The sequence below is a fragment of the Variovorax sp. dw_308 genome, from assembly GCF_019207085.1.
Classification (GTDB): domain Bacteria; phylum Pseudomonadota; class Gammaproteobacteria; order Burkholderiales; family Burkholderiaceae_C; genus Variovorax.
The window spans coordinates 26477-45680 of sequence record NZ_JAATOM010000028.1 but is presented as its reverse complement, the minus strand read 5'-3'; the positions used below and the strand labels follow the sequence as shown (position 1 = coordinate 45680).

General features: G+C 68.0%; 15 protein-coding genes. 13 read left to right on the top strand and 2 right to left on the bottom strand.

The window, feature by feature from the left end:
- Nucleotides 1–5: 5 nt before the first annotated feature.
- The 8 genes from HCU76_RS31780 (at nucleotide 6) to HCU76_RS31745 (ending at nucleotide 7435) form a co-directional block, all read left to right on the top strand.
- On the top strand, nucleotides 6–1298 hold the full coding sequence (locus HCU76_RS31780) for an MFS transporter (RefSeq protein WP_218511505.1): 1293 nt from the start codon (nucleotides 6–8) through the stop codon (nucleotides 1296–1298).
- A gap of 62 nt (nucleotides 1299–1360) precedes the next feature.
- Nucleotides 1361–4555, top strand: a complete 3195-nt coding sequence (locus HCU76_RS31775) for a bifunctional cytochrome P450/NADPH--P450 reductase (RefSeq protein WP_218511504.1) — start codon at nucleotides 1361–1363, stop codon at nucleotides 4553–4555.
- A 128-nt stretch (nucleotides 4556–4683) separates the two neighbouring features.
- On the top strand, nucleotides 4684–5433 hold the full coding sequence (locus HCU76_RS31770) for an AAA family ATPase (protein ID WP_218511503.1): 750 nt from the start codon (nucleotides 4684–4686) through the stop codon (nucleotides 5431–5433).
- Nucleotides 5434–5622: 189 nt separating this feature from the next.
- Entirely contained in the window at nucleotides 5623–5889 is a 267-nt protein-coding gene (locus HCU76_RS31765) for a hypothetical protein (RefSeq protein WP_218511502.1), read from the top strand.
- Between the two features lie 98 nt (nucleotides 5890–5987).
- On the top strand, nucleotides 5988–6392 hold the full coding sequence (locus tag HCU76_RS31760) for a hypothetical protein (protein ID WP_218511501.1): 405 nt from the start codon (nucleotides 5988–5990) through the stop codon (nucleotides 6390–6392).
- A 102-nt stretch (nucleotides 6393–6494) separates the two neighbouring features.
- On the top strand, nucleotides 6495–6788 hold the full coding sequence (locus HCU76_RS31755) for a type II toxin-antitoxin system Phd/YefM family antitoxin (protein ID WP_218511500.1): 294 nt from the start codon (nucleotides 6495–6497) through the stop codon (nucleotides 6786–6788).
- On the top strand, nucleotides 6785–7177 hold the full coding sequence (locus HCU76_RS31750) for a hypothetical protein (protein WP_218511499.1): 393 nt from the start codon (nucleotides 6785–6787) through the stop codon (nucleotides 7175–7177). Before HCU76_RS31755 ends, HCU76_RS31750 begins: the two co-directional genes overlap by 4 nt.
- Nucleotides 7178–7267: 90 nt before the next feature.
- Entirely contained in the window at nucleotides 7268–7435 is a 168-nt protein-coding gene (locus HCU76_RS31745) for a hypothetical protein (RefSeq protein WP_218511498.1), read from the top strand.
- A 21-nt stretch (nucleotides 7436–7456) separates the two neighbouring features.
- Here HCU76_RS31745 and HCU76_RS31740 read toward each other — a convergent pair whose 3' ends face one another.
- On the bottom strand, nucleotides 7457–8803 hold the full coding sequence (locus HCU76_RS31740; protein WP_218511497.1) for an adenylate/guanylate cyclase domain-containing protein: 1347 nt from the start codon (nucleotides 8801–8803) through the stop codon (nucleotides 7457–7459).
- Between the two features lie 236 nt (nucleotides 8804–9039).
- Entirely contained in the window at nucleotides 9040–9675 is a 636-nt protein-coding gene (locus HCU76_RS31735; protein ID WP_218511496.1) for a protocatechuate 3,4-dioxygenase, read from the bottom strand.
- A 308-nt stretch (nucleotides 9676–9983) separates the two neighbouring features.
- On the opposite strand from HCU76_RS31735, the gene tssK reads away from it, so the two are divergent.
- The 5 genes from tssK to HCU76_RS31710 all read left to right on the top strand — a co-directional run bounded on the left by tssK (nucleotide 9984) and on the right by HCU76_RS31710 (nucleotide 19154).
- A complete protein-coding gene (tssK, locus tag HCU76_RS31730; protein WP_218511495.1) occupies nucleotides 9984–11315 on the top strand; it encodes a type VI secretion system baseplate subunit TssK in 1332 nt (443 codons plus the stop codon).
- Between the two features lie 14 nt (nucleotides 11316–11329).
- Nucleotides 11330–12643 carry a DotU family type VI secretion system protein gene (locus HCU76_RS31725; protein WP_218511494.1) on the top strand — a complete coding sequence of 438 codons (1314 nt, stop codon included), beginning with the start codon at nucleotides 11330–11332 and terminating at the stop codon, nucleotides 12641–12643.
- Nucleotides 12640–16239 carry a type VI secretion system membrane subunit TssM gene (gene tssM, locus HCU76_RS31720; protein WP_218511493.1) on the top strand — a complete coding sequence of 1200 codons (3600 nt, stop codon included), beginning with the start codon at nucleotides 12640–12642 and terminating at the stop codon, nucleotides 16237–16239. The genes HCU76_RS31725 and tssM overlap by 4 nt, the downstream gene beginning before the upstream one ends.
- Nucleotides 16236–16853 (top strand): type VI secretion system-associated protein TagF, encoded by a 618-nt coding sequence (gene tagF, locus HCU76_RS31715; RefSeq protein WP_371319939.1) that lies wholly within the window; start codon nucleotides 16236–16238, stop codon nucleotides 16851–16853. The genes tssM and tagF overlap by 4 nt, the downstream gene beginning before the upstream one ends.
- 375 nt (nucleotides 16854–17228) lie before the next feature.
- Nucleotides 17229–19154, top strand: a complete 1926-nt coding sequence (locus HCU76_RS31710) for a serine/threonine-protein kinase (protein WP_218511491.1) — start codon at nucleotides 17229–17231, stop codon at nucleotides 19152–19154.
- Nucleotides 19155–19204: the final 50 nt, after the last annotated feature.

The window sequence follows — 19204 nt, the reverse complement described above, 5'->3', positions numbered from 1 at the left end:
CGTCCATGCAAGCCAAGACATACCGCTGGTATGGCGTCATCACGCTGTTCGTGATCGTCGCCATTTCCTACATCGACCGGATCAACATCGCGGTGCTGATCACCGATCCAGGCTTCCTGGCGCACATCGGCATCGAGCGGGCGGACCGGGTGAGGCAGGGCCTGCTGGCCACCGCCTTCATGGCCGGCTACGGCGTGTCGGCCTTCGTGCTGACGCCGTTCTGCGCGGCGCTGTTCGGCGTGCGCAAGAGCCTGATGTATGGGCTCGTCCTCTGGGGCGTCGTCACCTTCATGACGCCATGGTTCGACGGCTACGGGCTGGTGCTGGCTTCGCGCATCCTGCTGGGCGTGTCCGAAGGCCCGCTGTTCTCGCTGGCTTCGTCGTACATCAAGGCCCACTTCGAAAGCCGCGAGAACGGCAAGCCGAATTCCTTGGTCAACATGGGCACCGGGCTCGGCCTGGCGATCGGCTATCCGTTCATCGGCTACCTGCTCGCGAGCTACCACTGGGAGACGTCCTTCTATGTGCTTGGCCTGATCAACATTGCGGTCGGCATTCCGCTGGTGCTGGCGTTCGTGCACATGCCGGCCAGCTACGCGGCCCTGAAGAAGCCCGAGTCGATTGGCGCGGCACTCACTCAAGTCGGCGAGATCGTGAAGGGCGCGTTGCACACCCGCTACCTGGTCCTCATCACCGTGCTGACGGCGGCGGCGCTGGCCTACCTCTGGGGCAGCAGCAACTGGCTGCCGACCTACCTGAAGGAGGCGCGCGGCTTCTCGCTCAAGGAGATGGGCTGGCTGGCCTCGCTGCCGCAATATGCGACGGTGCTCGCGGTGCTGCTCGGCGGCGTGGTCATCGACAGGATCGAGCGCCGGCACGTTCCGTTCATCTTCATGGCGGCGAGCGCGGGCGTGGCGCTGTCGGTGCTGCTCGCGATCAACGTGCACGACCCCTACACCGCAGCCTACAGCCTGATCGCGGCCAACTTCTGCTGGGGCCTGATGAGCCCGGCGATTCCCAGCACGGTGCAATACTGCGCGCGGCCCGAGCATGTGGCCAGCGCCTTCGGCGTGGTGAACGGCACCGGCAGCCTGGTGGCCGGGTTCATGCCGGCGCTCATGGGGGGCGTGATCAGCGCGATGTCCAGCGGCGCGGGCGCGACGGCGGGTTCCGGCTTCTTCGCGGGCTTCTCGTTGCTGATCGGCACGCAACTCGTGGTGTTCGTGTGCGGGTTGGTGCTCTGGCTGCGCGAGCGGAGCAACGCGGAACTTCCAGGCATGCGCGTCACGCCCGCCTGAGACACCCGGCACGTCCCCGTTGGTGCATGATTTGGCCCCGCTCACATCCACGGAGACTTTCAATGAAGAGCAAGCGCCCTGGCCAATCCGTCGTTCCGCAACCGCCGATGAAGCTCTTGCTGGGCAACATCGGCGAACTCGACTCCAAGGCGCCCATCCAGAGCATGATGCGACTGGCCCGGGAATACGGCGGCATCTACAAGCTCACCCTGGCGGGCAAGGACGTGCATGTCGTCAGCTCGCAGGCACTGGTGGATGAGCTCTGCGACGAGTCCCGCTTCGTGAAGCGCATCAGCGGGCCGCTCAAGCACATCCGCGACTTCGCCGGCGACGGCCTCTTCACCGCCTACAACAGCGAGCCCAACTGGGCCAAGGCGCATCGGTTGCTGATGCCGGCCTTCGGCCCGATCGGGGTGCGCTCGATGTTCGACCGCATGGTGGACATCGCCGACCAGATGTTCGTCAAGTGGGAGCGCTTCGGGCCGTCGGGCGTCATCGACGTGACGGACAACATGACCCGCCTCGCGCTCGACACCATCGCGCTGTGCGCGTTCGACGTGCGCTTCAACAGCTTCTACCAGAACGAGATGCATCCCTTCGTCGCGGCGATGGGCTCCGCGCTCGAGGAGGCGGGACAGCGCGGGCGGCGCCCCGGCGTCGTCTCCGACCTGATGGTCGGCACGCGGCGCCGCTACGAGGCGGACCAGAAGCTGCTGGCCCGCATCGCCGGCCAGCTCATCATCGAGCGGCGCGCCGACCCCAAGGGCCTGGAGAAGAAGGACCTGCTCAACGTCATGATGAACGGCGTCGATCCGGTCACGGGCGAGAAGCTGTCCGACGAGAACATCCGCTTCCAGCTGGTCACCTTCCTGATCGCCGGCCACGAGACCACCAGCGGGCTGCTGTCCTTCACCTGCCAGTTGCTGATGACCAACCCGCGCGTGATGCTGAAGGCGCAGGCCATCGTCGACGAGGTGCTCGGCGACAACCTGCCGCGCGTCGAGGACCTGGCGAAGCTGCGCTACATCGAGCAGATCCTCATGGAGTCGCTGCGCCTGTGGCCCACCGCGCCCGCGTTCTCGGTCAAGCCGATCCAGGACACCATGATCGGCGGCAAGTACCCGCTCAGCGCCCAGGACACGGCGCTGGTGCTGGCGCCGTCGCTGCACCGCGATCCGGCGGTCTGGGGCGACGACGCCGAGGAGTTCCGGCCCGAGCGCTTCGAGCCCAGCGAGGCCGAGAAGCTGCCGCCGAACGCCTGGAAGCCCTTTGGCAACGGTGTGCGCGCCTGCATCGGCAGGGCCTTCGCGATGCAGGAGGCGCAGATGGTCGTCTCGATGATGCTGCAGCGCTTCGACATCGTGCTCGACGACCCTTCGTACCAGCTCGTAGTCTCCGAGACGCTCACCATCAAGCCGCACAACCTGCTGATGCGTGCGCGCCGCCGCGGCACCGGTGGCTTCGCGGTGCGCAGCGCCATCCCGAGCGTCAAGCAGGCCCTGGTCAACGAGCAGGCCGAGGAAGTCCAGTTGCAGGACGACGCGCCGCGCCTGGTCGTGCTCTACGGCAGCAACACCGGATCCTGCGAGATGTTCGCGCGGCGCATTGCCACCGACGCGCCGCGCCAAGGCTATGCCGCGACCGTGGCCCCGATGGACGACTACGCGGACACGCTGGCCGCGGGCATGACCGTCATCGTCGTCTCCGCCTCCTACGAGGGCCAGGCGCCGGACAACGCGAAGCAGTTTCTCTCCTGGCTGGAGGCGCGCGGCGCGGGCGAGCTTGCTGGCCTGCGCTTCGCGGTGTTCGGCTGCGGAAACCGCCAGTGGGCGCGCACCTATCAAGCCATCCCCAAGCGCCTCGACGCAGCCTTTGCCGCGGCCGGCGGCAAGGAACTGCGTCCGCGCGGCGAGACCGATGCGGGCGGCGACTTCTTCGGCGCCTTCGACAGCTGGTACGAGACCCTCTGGGCCGACGTCGGCAAGGCCCTGGGCCGCGCCGTCGCCGAGAAGGCCTCGACGCCCACCTTCGACGTGGAGGTGCTTACGTCCGGACGCGAGCGCGCGCTGCAACTGCACGAACTCGAGCAGGGCGTGATCGTCGAGAACCGCGAACTGGTGAACATCGCCCACGCGGGCGCGCGCTCCAAGCGCCACCTGCAGATCGCGCTGCCCGAGGGCATGCGCTACAAGGCCGGCGACTACCTGTCCGTGCTGCCGCGCAACCCCGAGGCCATCGTCGCGCGCGCGCTCAAGCGCTTCGGCCTGGCCAGCGACACGCAGATCGTCATCCACCGGCAGGCGGGCGCAGCCGCCTCGCTGCCGGGCGACTACCCGGTGGCTGCTTACGAGGTGCTGTCGGGCTACGTGGAACTGGCCCAGCCGGTCACCCGCGCGCAGGTCGCGCAACTGGCGGAAGCCACGCCATGCCCGCCCGAGCGCAAGGAACTGGAACGCCTCGCGGCCGAGGACGTCTATGAAGCCGAAGTGCTGGCCAAGCGCGTGAGCCTGCTGGAACTGCTCGAACGCGCCCAGTCCTGCGACATCGGCTTTGCGCGCTTCCTGGGCATGCTGCCGACGCTGCGGCCGCGCCAGTATTCGATCTCCTCGTCGCCGCTGGCCAACGAGGCGGAGGCCAGCCTGACCATCGCCGTGCTGGACGTGCCGGCGATGTCGGGGCATGGCCGCTTCGAAGGCGTCGCTTCTTCATACCTTGCGCGGCTGCAGGCGGGCGACCGGCTGTCGGTGGCGGTGCGGCCATCGCAGTCGGGCTTCCATCCGCCGACGGACCCGCGCACCCCCGTCGTGATGGTCTGCGCCGGCACCGGCGTCGCGCCATTCCGCGGCTTCCTGCAGGAGCGCGCCGCGCAGAAGGCCGCCGGCCGCGAGGTGGGCCGGGCGCTGCTGTTCTTCGGCGTCGACGATCCGGATGTCGACTATCTCTACCGCGACCAGTTCGCCAAGTGGGAGGCTGCGGGCGTGGTGGAGATGCGGCCGGCGTTCTCCGCCAAGCCCGAAGGCGAGGTGATGTTCGTGCAGCACCGCGTGTGGCAAGACCGCATCGAGATCGGCAACCTGTTCACCGAAGGCGCGCAGTTCTACGTGTGCGGCGACGGCAAGCGCATGGCGCCGGCGGTGCGGGAGACCTTCCTGAAAATGTACCAGCGCGCGACCAAGTGCGACGACGCCACGGCCAACGCCTGGGCCGATCGCATGGAGCACGAGCATGGGCGGTATGTGTCGGATGTGTTTGCGTAAAGAAAGGCCCATCCCCGAAGCGCCTGCGGCGCTACCCCCTCAAGGGGGCGATACCAGCGGCCCGGCAAAGCCGGTTCCGCGGTATCCCTGGCATTCGACGGCGCCTGCAAGCCTGGTTGAAGACTGACTTGATTTCCTCCCAGTACGTCGGCCGTATCACGCTCAGGCGGGACAAGGTCGATTCGTTCGACCGCTATCCGTTCTCGCTGCCGGCCATACGCTCGCTGGAGCAGATCGACCTGCATCCGCGGATGACGTACTTCATCGGTGAGAACGGTTCCGGGAAGTCGACGCTGCTGGAGGCGATCGCGGTCTCGCTGGGCTTCAATGCCGAAGGCGGCACGCGCAACTTCAACTTCGGCACGCGCCGGTCGCATTCGGTGCTGCATGAATACCTGCGGATCGCCAAGGGGATTCGTCGGCCGCGGGACGGCTACTTCCTGCGCGCGGAGAGCTTTTTCAACGTGGCCACGGAGATCGAGAGGCTCGACGAAGACCCCATGGCCGGTCCGCCCATCGTCGATTCCTATGGAGGCCGTTCATTGCACGAACAGTCGCATGGCGAATCCTTCCTGGCGCTCATGACGCAACGATTTGGCGGCCAGGGCCTGTACATCCTCGACGAGCCCGAAGCAGCGTTGTCGCCGCAAAGGCAACTGGCCGTGCTGTCCCGCATGCATGACCTGGTCCTGGACAACTCCCAGTTCATCATCGCCACCCACTCGCCGATCCTGATGGCCTATCCGGACGCGTGCATCTACCAATGCAGCAATGAAGGGATATCAAGGATCGCGTACGAAGACACGGAGCACTTCCAGGTGACGCGCGACTTCCTGTCCAACCCGCAGCGCATGTTGCAGGTCTTGATGGAGCGTTGAGCCGGGGTCGACGCCGCCTTCTAGTCCTTATGCCATCACGGGCACACCGATCGTGGAAAGTTCCGCGCCGCGGGCTGGGTCGAGCCCGTTCGCGGCGGGTACATTGCTGGGCTCACCCCCCATCAAGGCGCAGGAAGGAAAGTCGGCAGTGTCAATCGCGGTATCGCTCGTCCCTGGAGACTCGAAGTGATGGCCAACCGTTACCGAGGCTTCGCATTCGCCGGATGCGTCATGCTCGGCGTTCTCGCCGCACGGTTGATGCCGCAGGAATGGCTCCCCTGGGCCTTCCTGCTGGGCGTGCTCGTCGCACTGTTGCTCGGCGCGCTGGCGGTGGTTCGCGAGAGAACCAGGCCGGCCACCGTGGCCCGGCCCACCTTGCTCTGGTGGTGGTTCCTGCTGGTGTCGGCGTGCTTCATCGGCCTGGGCGTCGGCATGCTCTGGTTGGCCTCCACGTAGCGGTTGCGCAACGCGGGAGCCTTCCCGAAGTGAGGCTTGTCACGGTTTTCCGGATACTTTCACATGACAATTTCAGATCCGTCATGACAAGGTGACCCATGGACAACCCCTACGCAGCGCCACGCGCAGATCTGGACCTCGCGCCGGACTTCGAGAACAACTCGGGCGGCGGCAGCCAGATCGTGGTGCCGGAAGGCGTGAAGGGCTGGAGCTGGGGCGCATTCCTGCTCAACTGGATCTGGGCGATCTCCAACAAGACGTGGATCGGCGTGCTGGCGCTGGTGCCGTACGTCGGTTTCATCATGGGCTTCTATCTGGGCTTCAAGGGCCGGGAGATGGCGTGGCGAAACAAGCGCTGGGACAGCCTCGAACATTTCAATCGCGTGCAGAAGCGCTGGTCCTTCTGGGGCGTGGTGCTGGTCCTTGGCGCCGCGGGCATCGGCATCCTCGCGGCGATCGCGCTGCCGGCGTACCAGGACTACGTTCATCGCGCCGGCGGCTGATACGACCTCGCCTGCAAACGCATCGCTGCGTTGGATCGCGATTGCGTGCGACGGACGCAGTTGCTAGACTTTATTAACCTAAACCTTAATGAGTTCTGGCAAATGACTTTGCGAGCGTCGGACATTGTCCCCATCAGCGAGGCCCGGGCCCGTCTCACCGAGTTGGCCGAAGACGTGGTGGGCGGAGGCTCGGAGAAGGTGCTGACCAAGAACGGGGCGAGCTACGTCGCCCTGATCGATGCGCGCCGACTGGACTACTACCACGCCCTCGAAGCGGAGCACGCCAGTCTCGTATTGGCCGAGGATGCCGTCGCTGGATTGCGACAGGCGCTGGCCGGGGAGTTCGTTCCCGACGCGGAACTGGACCAGGCGCTCGGTATTCGCCCCACCCCGTGAGCATTCCCGTCAACGCAAGGGTTCGGGCAGTCCCGAACTTCGTGGAATGCCTGCGCGTCGCCAAGGACTTCATGGAGCAGCAGGATGTCGATTCGGCGCCGGCGCGTTTTCGCAAGTTGCAAGCGGGGATCGTGAAGGCGCGCAGCCTGATTTCATTCGCCCCCGCCAGTGGGCGGCCGGCCCGATTCCTCGACGCCCGATCGGGCTGGGGGCAGTTTCAAGCCGGGCAGGCAAGGCAACTTGCCCGCGAACTGGGCATGCCAAGTCTGCGCGAATTGGTGCTGGATCGCCACCTGATGCTCTATGCCCACTCCGATCAGGATGTCGTGCTGCTTTCGTTGCGGCACGAGCGGCAGTTGGGCTATCGGTTGCCTGGGCCTTCTTTCTAAGCCGTGTTCGCCCATGAGGGATCAATTGAGGCGAGACCGTTTCTATTCAGGCTAACAATATTTGGATTGTTGTAACCCTATGGGCTAGCGTTGACGACAGACAGCCTGTTGAGCGAAGCAGGCGGTCATCGCTTTTCCTGGAGCCATGGCGCCAACCTCGTGGCCGACGGAGAGGTCCGTCACGCCTACCTGAACGCCTTGCGAACGGCCGATGCGGGCGACCTCACCCGCCTGATGGCCTTTGTCCGTAGCGGATGACGCGCCTGCACGGCGTAGCAGCTACGCCTGCGTCGGCATGAAGCAGTAAAGGTGCCACTCCCCCGGCACGCCCTTCAACGCGTGGCTGCCGCGGTCCTGGAATGCCATGCCGGAGCCGGCCACCAGGTCCTTCACCGTGCTCGATACCATCACTTCGCCCGGCCCCGCCTGCGCGGCCACGCGCGCGCCGATGTGCACCGCAATGCCGCCGATCTTGTCGCCCATCACTTCGCATTCGCCCGTGTGGGCGCCCACGCGAATGTCGAGCCCCAGCAGCCGCGCGCCGCTGCCGATGGCCGCCGCGCAGCGAATGGCACGCGCCGGTCCGTCGAACGCGGCGAACAGGCCATCGCCCGCGGTGTCGATCTCGCGACCCCGGAAGCGCACCAGTTGTCGGCGGGCCACGCTGTAGTAGCTGTCGAGCAATGCGTGCCAGCGCGCGTCTCCCAGTTCGGCGGCGCGCTCGGTCGAGCCGACGATGTCGGCGAAGAGGATGGTCGCGAGCACGCGGTCGGTCTCCGCGGCATGCCGCTCGCCGGTGAGGAACTCCTCGACCTCGTCGAGGTAGGCATCGGCGTCGCCGGTCCAGAAGAAATGATCGGTGCCGGGGAGCTCCACGTACTTGGCGCCCGGTATCTCGCGCGCAAGGTAGCGTGCATGCTCGACCGACACCAGCAGGTCCTCGCGCCGATGCAGGATCAATGTCGGCAAGCGCACCGCGGACAGGATCGAACGGGTGTCGATTTCGTAGGCCATGCGCATCACCGCCACCGCCGCACCGGGGCTGGAGGCCCTGCGCTGCAGGCGTGCCCATGAGTGGCGCGCCCCGGCATCGTTCTTGAGCGAGGGTGCGAAGGCGGACAGCAGGACGCCCTTGCCCCATCCTTCCGCCATCCGCTTGAGCAGGCCGTGCCATAGATCGGCCTGCACGCCGAAGGGGTAGTCGGGCGCCCAGGCCACGCGCGCGAAGGTGCCGATGATGACCATGGCGGACACGCGGTCGGGGTGGGTGGCGCCGAACAGCAGGCTCAGCGGCCCGCCCTCCGACACGCCGACCAGTGCGGCGCGCTTCGACCCGGCGGCGTCCATCACGGCCCGCACGTCGTCCATGCGTTGCTCCAGGGAAGGCAACTGCTCGACGGGCACCGGGTCCGACATGCCCGTGCCGCGCTTGTCGAACAGGATGAGGCGCGCGAACGAAGCGAGCCGGCGGTAGAAGTGCGCGATGCGCGGGTCTTCCCAGCAGTATTCGACGCTGGAGATGAAGCCCGGGATGAAGACCAGGTCGAACGGGCCGTTGCCGACGACCTGGTAGGCGATGTGAAAGTCCCCGCTCTTGGCGTAGCGGGTTTCCGGCGTCTCATCCATGAGGGCCCAAGCATCGTTTCATGGCGGGAGCGTGCGCCATTCAACCGCCGCGCGCAAGGTACAACCGCACTCGGCGGCGTCGACCCTGTTGCTCGCGGCGATGCAAACGACTTGGTGCGGGCAGGCGACGTCATACGGCTTTGCAATCAAGCGCAGAACAAGGCGGAGCGCCGCAGACAGTGCCGTAGCACGGCAAGGCGGTCCAACGCAGTTATGCGTTTGATTGCGAAGGCGTATCAGGCCGCGACGTAGATCGGAAAGCTCGCCTTCCAGCCATCGGCCGCACGCTCGAAAGGCACGGTAACTGTCGCGCGAGCGTCTTCTGACAAGCGGCTCCACAGGAAGTCCCGCGCGTTGCCCGGCGCGCCCGCGACGTAGAGCTGCGTGGTCAGCAACTCGCGCGCGCCGAGCTTGACCTTCACATGGATGTGCGGCGTGCGGCCGGAATAGGCCACCGGGCGGATCGTGCGGAAGCGATAGCGGCCCTGTGCATCGACGGCGACCTTGCCGAAGCCCTGGAACGCACGGTCGGCGCGGTCGCCGTCGCCGGGATGGTGGTAGTGGCCGTGTTCGTCGCACTGCCAGATCTCCACCAGCGCGCCTGCAAGCGGCCGGCCGTCGAGGTCGGTAACGCTGCCATCGACCCAGGTCGGTTCGGCGGCGGCATAGGTCAGCGTGCCGTTGTGCAGCAGGTCGTTGTCCGAATCGGCCGGCAGGGCCACCGGGTAGAACGGGCCTTCGGTCTGCGCGGGCGTCGCGCGCCGGGCGGCCGGCGCCTGCGCGCGGGCGCCGAGCCACAGGGCGGGCAGGGCGACGATCGCGGCGGACAGGGCGCGCCGTGGCAGGCCTCTGGGGTGATGTGTGGCGTTCATCGTGATGAGAGTCGATGCCGTGCGCTGCGTTCCTGGTCAGCCCACATCCTTGCCTTGGTCGCCTGCGATGGCAAGCCCGTTCTCTTCGCCCCATTCGCGCAAGGCCCTTTCTGTTTGCGCGTTCGCGCCGGTCGACCCGCACACCAAGGCCCGAGCCCGCCGTCCGCGCCCGCGAAAAGCGGGCTTTCCCGCTAGTGCCTTCGCACTAGACCGACCCCGACCCGCTAAGCCGTTAGCCAGATTTTCCGCCCCGCCCAAGCATCCGACACTGCCAACTTCTGGCAACCCCTGCCGGTGACGGAGCGCGGATGAGCTGGCGAACAAAAGTGGTTTGGAGCGAGGGGATGCTGTTGCAGCCCCAGCACCTTCAGCAGAGCGAGCGCCACGCAGACCATGCCCGGCACCTGCTGCTGCGCACCACCACGCCCTACGCCTGGGGGTTCGCAGAACTCGAGATCGATGCGGCCGCGCTCACGCTCGGCAAGCTCGCGCTCGTGCGCGCGGTGGGCGTCTTCGGCGACGGCACCGTGTTCGACATGCCGGCCATCGACCCGCTGCCCGAACCCATCGACATCCCGCCGACGATGCGCGAGGAGGCGGTGGTGCTGGCCTTGCCATTGCGCCGCTCGGGCGCGCGCGAGGCCGATGCGGAAGGCTACGAGGACCTGGTGCGGCATCGCGTGCTGGAGGTCGACGTGCCCGACTCCAACACCTCCGGCGACCGCACGGCCACCGTGCAGCTCGGCGCGCTGCACACGCGCCTCATGCGCGCGAGCGACACCACCGATGCCTGGACCACGATCAACGTCGCGCGCGTGGTCGAGCGCCGTGTCGACAACCAGGTCCAGCTCGACCGCGCGCTGGTCCCGCCGCTGCTCGACGTGGCCGGTCATGCGGTGGTGCGCTCGTGGCTCGACGAGTTGCTGGGCCTGCTGCGCCAGCGCGGCGAGGCGCTGGCCGGCCGCATGACGCAGGGCGGCTCCGGCGGCGTGTCGGAGATCGCGGACTTCCTGCTGCTGCAGACCGTGAATCGCAACGAGCCGCTGTTCGCGCACCTGGCGCGCAGCGCGATGCTGCATCCGCAGCACTTCTTCGAGCAGGCGCTGGCGCTGGCCGGCGACCTGGCCACGTTCAGGGACTCGCGCCGCGTGGCGCGCTTCGGGCCGTACATCCATGACGACCTGGCAGTGAGCTTTCGGCCGGTAATGGACGACCTGCGGCGCAGCCTGTCGATGGTGCTGGAGCAGTCGGCCATCCGCATCGACCTGCACGACCGCGGGCGCGGCGTGCAGGTGGCGATGATCCCGGACGTGGAACTGCAGCGCAACGCGACCTTCGTGCTCGCGGTGCTGTCGAACATGCCGAGCGAGGCCCTGCGCGCGCGCTTCCCGCTGCAGGTGAAGATCGGCCCGGTCGAGCGTATCCGCGACTTGGTCACGCTGGCGCTGCCCGGCGTGGGGATCATGCCGATGCCGGTGGCGCCGCGGCAGATTCCGTTCCACACGGGCGCCAACTATTTCGAGCTGGAAACGCGCAACAGCGACCTGTGGCGGCAGCTGGAAAAGTCCGGAGGTGTCGCGATGCATATCGCCGGCGACTTTCCCGGTCTCGACATGGCGTTCTGGGCGATACGCAGCTAGCGGGAGACCATTCCATGAGCACCCCGGATCCGTTTGCCGCGTTTGAGTCCGAGCGCACGGTCATCAAGCCGAAGCCGCGCATGCCGGGGCAGTCGCCGCCACCACCGCCGGGCGGCGGGGGCGGGGATGCGCCGGCGGTCGACATCGGCGAACTCGCGCTGCTCAATCCGCTGGTCTCCGCGGCCGGCAAGCTGCTGGCGCTGATGGCGCGGCTGCGCACGCTGGTGCATGCGCCCAACGTGCCGGCGCTGCGGGCCTCGACGGCCGAGGCGGTCAACCAGTTCGACGCGACGGCGCGGCGCGCGGGCGTGTCCAACGAAGCGGTGCTGGCCGCGCGCTACGTCCTGTGCACGTCGCTCGACGAAGCCGTGGCCAACACGCCGTGGGGCGCGCAGGCCGGGTGGAACAAGCAGGGCCTGCTGATCCAGTTCCACAACGAGGCGGTCGGCGGCGAGAAGGTGTTCCAGCTGCTGGCCAAGCTCGCACAGGACGTGCCCAAGCATCGCCAGTTGCTGGAACTCATCTACTGCACGCTGGGCCTCGGCTTCGAGGGCCGCTACCGCGTCATCGAGAACGGGCGTGCGCAACTCGACACGGTGCGGCAGCGCCTCGCGGAACTCATCCGGAAAGACCGGCCGCCGCTGGAAGCGGACCTGTCGCCGCACTGGCGCGGGCAGGGCGCGGGCACGACCAAGCTGCGCCATGCATTGCCGCTGTGGGTGTTCGGGGCGGCGTTCGCGCTGCTGCTGGCGCTGGTGTGGTTCGGCCTGCGCATCTCGCTGAACAACCGCTCGGACAGCACCTATGCGGCCGTGTCCTCGCTGCGCGTGCCCAACGTGCAGATCGCGCCGCCGGCCATCATGGCGAAGGCGCCGCGGCTGGCGAAGTTCCTGGAGCCGGAGGTCAAGCAGGGGCTGGTCACCGTGACCGACGAGGCCGACCGCAGCACCGTGCGCCTGCGCGGCGATTCCTTCTTCGGCTCCGGCAGCGCCGATCCGATGCCGCAGTCGCTGCCGGTGCTGAAGCGCATCGGCGATGCGCTGGCGGAGGTCAAGGGCGACGTGCTCATCACCGGCCACTCCGACAACCAGCCGATCCGCTCGCTGCGCTTTCCGAGCAACTGGCACCTGTCGGCCGCGCGTGCCGATGCGGTCAAGGCCGCACTGGAGGCGCAGGTCGATCCGGCCCGCATGCGCTCCGACGGCAAGGCCGATGCGGAACCCGTCGCACCCAATGACTCGCCCGCCAATCGCGCCCGCAACCGGCGCGTGGAGATCGTGCTGCTCACCCCCAACCCGAGTGCGGTGAAGGCGGAGGTGAAGCCATGAAGAAGATCTTCGGCTGGATCTTTCATCCTTTGCTGCTCACGGTCCTGGCGCTGGTCATCGTCGGGGTGCTGATCTGGTGGGTGGGTCCGCTGGTGCGCATCGGTGCGCTGGCGCCGCTGGAGAGCGAGCTGTGGCGCTGGGTGACCATCGGCGTCGTCGTGTTCATCGTGCTGCTGCGCGCGCTGCTGCGGCGCTGGCGCGCGCGCAGTGCGAGCAAGGTGCTCACCGAAGGCCTGATGCAGGCGCCCGTCGCCGCCACGGCCGCGCCCGGCAGCGCCGAGCAGAAGATCCTCGACACCCGCTTCAGCGATGCGGTGGCCACGCTCAAGCAGATGCGCCTGCATGCGGCGGGCAGGAAGCCGGGCCTGCGCGACTGGCTCTCGCTCTCGGGCGGCAGCTATCTCTACGACCTGCCCTGGTACGTGTTCATCGGCGCGCCGGGCGCGGGCAAGACGACGGCGCTGGTCAACTCGGGGCTGTCGTTTCCGCTGGCCGACAAGTTCGGGCCGGGCGCGATCAAGGGCGTGGGCGGCACGCGCAATTGCGACTGGTGGTTCACCGATGAGGCCGTGCTCATCGACACGGCCGGGCGCTACACCACGCAGGACAGCCACCAGACCGAGGACAAGAGCGCCTGGGAAGGCTTCCTCGGCCTGCTGAAGAAGGTGCGTCCGCGCCGGCCGCTGAACGGCGTGTTCCTCACGGTGAGCGTGCAGGACCTGCTGAGCCAGGACACCGAGGCCCGCAGCACGCTGGCTGCATCGATCCGTGCGCGCCTGCTGGAGCTCGACGGCAAGCTCACCACGCGGCTGCCGGTGTATGTGCTGGTGACCAAGAGCGACCTGCTGTACGGCTTCACCGAATATTTCGCCGACCTGGGCAAGGAGCAGCGCGCGCAGGTGTTCGGTTTCACGCTGCCGCCGGACGAAGGGGCGCAGTTGGCCGAGCACGGCGTCGGCGCGTATTTCCAGCGCGAGTTCGGCCTGCTGCACGACCGCGTCAACAACGGCCTCATCGACCGCATGCAGCAGGAGACCGACGGCACCAAGCGCGCCGCGATCTTCGGCTTCCCGGCGCAGTTCGCATCGGTCGGCCCGCTGCTGCAGGATTTGCTGGACCAGGTCTTCACCGGCTCGCGCTTTGCGCAGCCGCCCTGGGTGCGTGGCGTGTACTTCACCAGCGGCACGCAGGAGGGCAGCCCGATCGACCGCGTGATGGGCAGCCTGGCCCGCAGCTTCGGGATCGAGCGCGCGATGCTGCCGCCGCAGAAGAGCAGCGGCCGCAGCTACTTCCTCACCGCGCTGCTGAAGCAGGTCGTGTTCCCCGAGCAGCGCCTGGCCGGCGCCGACGTGAAGCTGGAGCGCCGCCGCAACACGGTCCGGCTGGCGGCCGTGTCGGCCATGACGCTGGTCACGCTGGCGCTGCTGGCGGCATGGGGCTACAGCAGCTGGCGCAACCTGGAGTACCTGAAGTCGGTCGACGCGCGCATCGACCCTGCGAAGAAGACGCTGGCCGCCGTGCCCTCGCGCGTGCAGAACCTGATCGAGGTGGCGCCCGTACTGCAGGGCCTGCGCAACATCTGGGAGACGCCGGACAACGGCAATGGCAATGCGCCGCTGTCGATGGGCCTGGGCCTCTACCAGGGCGACAAGCTCGATGCGGCGGCCATGCTGGCGCACCAGCGCGCGCTCAACGAGGTGTTCCTGCCGCAACTGGCCAAGCGCATCGAGGACCAGCTTCGCACCGCGCAGAAGGACAACCTCGAATACACCTACGAGGCGCTCAAGACCTACCTGATGCTGCACCAGGCCGATCGCTTCGATCCCGATGCGCTCAAGGCCTGGATCACGCTCGACTGGAGCCGCAACATCGACCGCGGCGTGCCCGAGGACCAGCGCAAGCTCCTGGAGGACCAGCTCGACGTGCTCATCGCGCAAGGCCCGCCGCGCTCGCCGCTGAAGATGGACGACAACCTGGTGCGCAACGTACGCGCCCTGCTCGCGAGCTATCCGCTGGAGCAGCGCGTGTTCAGCCGGCTCAAGCGCCAGCGCATCAGCAAGGACATCCCGGATTTCAGCCCGGCCAACGCCGCCGGCCCCTCGGGTCCACTGGTGCTGGAGCGCATCAGCGGCAAGCCGCTGACCGAAGGCGTGCCGGGCATGTTCACCTACGACGGCTATCACAAGCGCTTCCAGCAGGAGGTGACGGTACAGACCGCGCTGCTCGCGAAGGAAGACCCCTGGGTGCTGGGCCTGGACCGCAGCAGCGCGGACCTGGCGCGCGACGTGGCCGGGCTCGGCGCCCTGACCGACCGCGTGCGCCGCCTCTACCTGGAGGAATACAACAAGGTGTGGGACGCGCTGCTGGCCGACGTGCGCGTGGTGCGCGGCAGCGGTCTCGACAAGAACATCGAGACGGCGCGCATCCTGTCGAACAAGCCCTCGCCGCTGGCGCTGTTCCTGGGCGCGGTGGTGAAGGAAACCACGCTGATCCCGCCCGACGCCGGCAAGGACGTGGTGAGCAAGGCCACCGAGACCGTGCGCAACACGCGCAAGGGCCTGGAAGACCTGTTCGGCGGCGATCCCAAGCAGCAGCAGGTGGCGCCGGGCAAGCGCATCGAGAGCATCGTCGATGACCACTTCGACACGCTGCGCAAGTTCGTGCTGCCGGCGACCCCCGGCGGCCCGGCGCCCATCGACGACGCGGTGAAGATGTTCGGCGACGTCTACACCTACCTCACCAGCGTGGACGCGGCGGTCAAGAACCGCACCGCGCCGCCGCCCGGCGATGCCGTGGCTGCCATCAAGGCGCCGGCCGCGCGCCTGCCGGAGCCGGTGCGATCGATGGTCGAGAACCTGAGCCAGTCGGGCGCGGTGCAGGCGCGCGCCGCCGAGATCGGCAACCTCGCGCAGGACCTCAAGCCTGTCACCGACTTCTGCGTGCGCGCCATCGCGGGGCGCTACCCCTTCGTGCAGGCCAGCAAGCGCGACGTTCTGCCCGATGACTTCGGCACCTTCTTCGGGCCCGGCGGGCTGATGGACGACTTCTTCCAGAAGCGGCTCCTGGCCATCGTCGACACCAGCACCAAGCCCTGGCGCTACAAGCCGGTGGCCGAGCGTCCGGCGGTGAGCGCGGCGTCGCTGGCGCAGTTCGAGCGGGCGGCGCGCATCCGCGACATCTTCTTCCGCGCCGGCGGCAAGGGACCGTCGATGCGGCTGGACTTCAAGCCGGTCGAAATGGACGCCAGCATCACGCAGTTCACGCTCGACGTGGACGGCCAGCTGGTCAAGTACGCGCATGGCCCGGTGGTGCCGATGGCGATCCAGTGGCCGGGGCCGAAGGGCAGCAACACGGTGCGCATCGAGGTCAGCCCGCCTTCGGCAAGCGGCCCCTCCGGCATGGCGGTCGACGGACCGTGGGCGCTGTTCCGCGCGCTCGATGACGGCCAGCTCTCGGCGGGCGATGCGCCGGAGAAATTCTTCATCACCTTCCAGATCGGCGCGCGCACCGCGCGCTTCGAGGTGACAACCAACAGCGTGCAGCATCCGATCCGCCTGAAGGAGCTGCGCGAGTTCCAATGCCCGGAGGGCCTGTGACCGACGTTGCCGATGTCGCCGTGCCCGGCTGGTTCGGCAAGCTGCCGGGCATCGGCGACTTCGCGCATCGGCGCTGGCCCGATGCCTTTCGCGCGCGCTGGGACGACTGGCTGCAGCAAGGCCTGATGAAGCTGCGCGAACGGCATGAGGACGATTGGGTCGAGCGCTATCTCGAAGGGCCGCTGTGGTTCTTCCTGCTGGGCCAGGACATCGCCAGCGAGCGCGCGTGGATAGGGGTGCTGATGCCGTCCGTGGACAGCGTCGGCCGGTACTTCCCCTTCACGATCGCGGCGGAACTCGACGCCCTGGCCGGCCTCTCCGAGGACGAGGCCAGCGCGCGCATGCGCAAGTGGTGGACCCTGGCGGCGCAGGCTGCGCTCGAGGGTCTTGAAAAGGACCTCGATGCGGCCGGCTTCGATGCCGCGCTGACGCGCCTGTTCGCCGCCGAAGCCCCCGTGTCGGAATCGATGCAACCGGTGCGCGTGCCGCGCTCGGGGCAGTCGAGCTGGTGCAGCGACCCGGATGCGCATGAGGTGCTTCCGATGGTCGTGGCCGAGTTGCCGGTGGGGGAGCGCTTCGATGCGCTGTTCGGGTTTGAAGCGGAGGCAGCCTGACATGAGCCGGTGCATCTGCTTTCTTGGCCTGCGGCGAGATCACGCCGACGGCGTACTCTGCTCCGCGAATGTCCCCCGCCGTCAGCCTGCGGCTGCCGGCTCCTCCTTTATTTCGCTGCGCAGAGCACACCATCGACGTGATCCAGGCGCGCCTTGGTTGTTCGGCCGGCACGAAGTGGCGTGTCCTGGGCCGAGGGCATCGGGTGTCTCCCGCAGTGAAATAAAGGAGGAGGCCGCAGGCCGGGGGACATTCGCGGAGGGAGATACCCGGTGGCCTCGGCCCGCGCCCCCACATGCACCCGAGTCCGCACTGCATGCACCCCGTTCCGCGCCGCATGTCACACGCGTAGCGCGCTGCGCAACGGAACAAGCGCCATGAGCGACGAGACGCTGCGCCCCAACGACGATGCGGACGACCGCACGCAGGTCGTGACCGGCCCGCAGTTGAGCACCAGCACCCCGCAGGATGTGACCGTCGTCGTGCCGCCCGCCGTGGCGCCGCCGATCGACAAGAACGTGACCACCGTTCCTCCTGTCGATCGCGCACACGCCCCACCCGCTGCGCAAGACGCCGGCGTGCTCCCGGCCGGCGCGCGCATCGCCGACTTCGAGATCAAGCGCCTCATCGGCCAGGGCGGCTTCGGCGCGGTCTACGAGGTGTGGGACCACAAGCTCGAACGCGTGGCTGCGATCAAGGAATACCTGCCGATGCAACTGTCCACGCGACAGCTCGACGGCAGCGTCGCGCCGCAGTCGGAGCGGCAGCGCGAGACCTTCGACGAAGGCATGAGCAAGTTCCTGGAAGAAGCCCGGCTGCTGGCCAAGTTCGACCATCCGTCGCTGCTCAAGGTCATCGACTACCTGCGCGACCGCGGCACCGCCTACATGGTGATGCCGCTCTATCGCGGCGACACGCTGCGACAGGCGCTGCGCGACACGCCGGGTGGCGTGGACGAGGCCTGGCTGCTGCGCATCCTCGACGGCGTGACGCAGGCGCTGGCCGTGATGCACAACGCCCACTGCTTCCACCGCGACATCGCGCCCGACAACATCATGCTGCTCGAAGGCACGGGCCAGCCGGTGGTGCTGGACTTCGGCGCCGCGCGCCGCGTCATCTCCGACATGACGCATGCCATCACCGTGATCCTGAAGCCCGGCTATGCACCGATCGAGCAGTACGCCGAGGTGCCCGACATGACGCAGGGCGCATGGACCGACGTGTACGCGCTGGCCGGCGTGATGCACGTCGCGGTGACCGGCCGCGCGCCGCCGCCCTCAGTGGCTCGACTGCTGTCCGACAGCTATGTGCCGCTGGTCAACAACGAGACGCTGCGCCAGCGCTACAGCGTGCAGTTGCTGTCGAGCATCGACGCCGGACTGGCCGTTCGGCCGGAACACCGGCCGCAGTCGATGGCCGAGTTGCGCGCGATGCTGGGACTGGACGGCGCGCAGACGGTCATGCCGTCGGCGGGCTGGCAGTCGGGGGCGCCGTCGACGCCGCCGGCGCCCGTGAGCCGGCCGGTGCCGCTGGGCACCACGCCCGCGCCGATGCCCGCGTCTGCAACGGCCGCGCCTTCGAGCGGCAGGGGCAAGGCGATCGCCGCCGCATCGGTGATCGGGTTGGCGGCGCTCGGCGCGGGCGGTTGGTGGTGGTCGCAGCAAGGTGCGGGCGACAACGCCGGCGAGGCCGGCAAGATCGCCGCCGCACCCCCGCCGGGCGGCACTGCGACCGTGACGCCGGAACCCCCGCCGCCCCCACCGCCACCACCGCCCCCGCCACCTCCACCGACCACGCCGCTGGAGTCCCTGCAATCGCTGGCCGGCGGTGCCGCGCCCGGCTTCGAGGTGACGGCCACGCCGAAGAAGGCCGATGTCCTCATCGGCAAGGACAAGCTGTCCTTCGACGTGCGCAGCAGGCGCGACGGCTACGCCTACGTCTTCCTGCTGTCGACCGACGGCGGCATGTACCAGCTGTTCCCGAACCTGCTCGACAAGTACAACAAGGTCTCGGCCGGCAGTCCCATCACGCTGCCGCGTGCGTCGTGGCCCATGGATGCGGGCGGGCCGGCCGGCATCGATCATTTCGCGGTGCTGGTGAGCCAGCACGAGCGCGACTTCAGCGGCACCGGCATCCAGAACGACGGTGTTTTTCCCAAGTTCCCGCTGACGGTGCTCGCCGCGCTGGAAGCGGCGCGCGGCAATGGACCGCCACCCTTGCTCGGCCATCCGATCTGTCCGCCGCCGAACACCACCTGCAACGACGTCTATGGCGTCGGGCTTTTCCAAATCACCGAGAAGTAATCGTCTGCAGAGCGTCGGCCCGCGCAGCACCGAAGCCCGGGCCGCCGCTC

What these genes read in the sequence shown, in the direction of transcription:
- tssM (WP_218511493.1), top strand. Translation starts at nt 12,640, where the DNA reads ATGAAGAAGATCTTCGGCTGGATCTTTCATCCTTTGCTGCTCACGGTC.
- HCU76_RS31735 (WP_218511496.1), bottom strand. Translation starts at nt 9,675, where the DNA reads ATGAACGCCACACATCACCCCAGAGGCCTGCCACGGCGCGCCCTGTCC.
- HCU76_RS31765 (WP_218511502.1), top strand. Translation starts at nt 5,623, where the DNA reads ATGGCCAACCGTTACCGAGGCTTCGCATTCGCCGGATGCGTCATGCTC.
- HCU76_RS31760 (WP_218511501.1), top strand. Translation starts at nt 5,988, where the DNA reads ATGGACAACCCCTACGCAGCGCCACGCGCAGATCTGGACCTCGCGCCG.
- HCU76_RS31780 (WP_218511505.1), top strand. Translation starts at nt 6, where the DNA reads ATGCAAGCCAAGACATACCGCTGGTATGGCGTCATCACGCTGTTCGTG.
- HCU76_RS31710 (WP_218511491.1), top strand. Translation starts at nt 17,229, where the DNA reads ATGAGCGACGAGACGCTGCGCCCCAACGACGATGCGGACGACCGCACG.
- HCU76_RS31740 (WP_218511497.1), bottom strand. Translation starts at nt 8,803, where the DNA reads ATGGATGAGACGCCGGAAACCCGCTACGCCAAGAGCGGGGACTTTCAC.
- HCU76_RS31755 (WP_218511500.1), top strand. Translation starts at nt 6,495, where the DNA reads ATGACTTTGCGAGCGTCGGACATTGTCCCCATCAGCGAGGCCCGGGCC.
- tssK (WP_218511495.1), top strand. Translation starts at nt 9,984, where the DNA reads ATGAGCTGGCGAACAAAAGTGGTTTGGAGCGAGGGGATGCTGTTGCAG.
- HCU76_RS31775 (WP_218511504.1), top strand. Translation starts at nt 1,361, where the DNA reads ATGAAGAGCAAGCGCCCTGGCCAATCCGTCGTTCCGCAACCGCCGATG.
- HCU76_RS31725 (WP_218511494.1), top strand. Translation starts at nt 11,330, where the DNA reads ATGAGCACCCCGGATCCGTTTGCCGCGTTTGAGTCCGAGCGCACGGTC.